Raw genomic sequence first — 905 nt, forward strand, 5'->3', positions numbered from 1 at the left:
GTACGGAAGTAGAACTGTGGACGGTAGCCTTTGAAGAATGGCGTGTGACGACCACCTTCATCTTTGCTCAGGATGTACACTTCAGATTCGAACTGGGTGTGTGGCTTGATGGAGCCTGGCTTAGCCAGTACCTGACCACGTTCGATTTCTTCACGTTTGATACCACGCAGCAGAACACCTACGTTCTCACCAGCACGGCCTTCGTCCAGCAGTTTGCGGAACATTTCAACGCCAGTACAGGTAGACTTAACGGTGTCTTTGATACCAACGATTTCAACTTCTTCGCCAACTTTGATGATACCGCGCTCAACACGACCGGTAACAACGGTACCACGACCGGAGATGGAGAATACGTCTTCGATTGGCAGCAGGAACGGCTTGTCGATAGCACGCTCTGGCTCTGGGATGTAGCTGTCCAGGGCTTCGGCCAGTTCGATGATTTTCGCTTCCCACTCAGCTTCGCCTTCCAGCGCTTTCAGCGCGGAACCGCGGATTACTGGCAGGTCGTCGCCTGGGAAGTCGTAAGCGGACAGCAGTTCGCGAACTTCCATTTCTACCAGTTCCAGCAGCTCTTCATCATCAACCATGTCGCATTTGTTCATGAATACGATGATGAAAGGAACGCCAACCTGACGACCCAGCAGGATGTGCTCACGAGTCTGAGGCATTGGGCCGTCAGTCGCAGCTACTACCAGGATCGCGCCGTCCATCTGAGCAGCACCGGTGATCATGTTTTTCACGTAGTCGGCGTGCCCTGGGCAGTCAACGTGCGCGTAGTGACGAGTCGGGGTGTCATACTCAACGTGGGAGGTGTTGATGGTGATACCACGAGCTTTTTCTTCTGGCGCGTTATCGATCTGGTCGAAAGCACGTGCAGAACCGCCGTAGGTTTTAGCCAGTACGGT

The 905-nt window shown here is 53.7% G+C and carries 1 protein-coding gene; it reads right to left on the bottom strand.

Annotated features, from left to right (window positions below):
• Positions 1–905 (bottom strand): elongation factor Tu (tuf, locus tag ACJ8IJ_RS23875; protein ID WP_071609036.1); only part of this gene is annotated, 905 nt, incomplete at both ends.

This window comes from Serratia sp. CY40230, assembly GCF_052168835.1.
Classification (GTDB): domain Bacteria; phylum Pseudomonadota; class Gammaproteobacteria; order Enterobacterales; family Enterobacteriaceae; genus Serratia; species Serratia nematodiphila.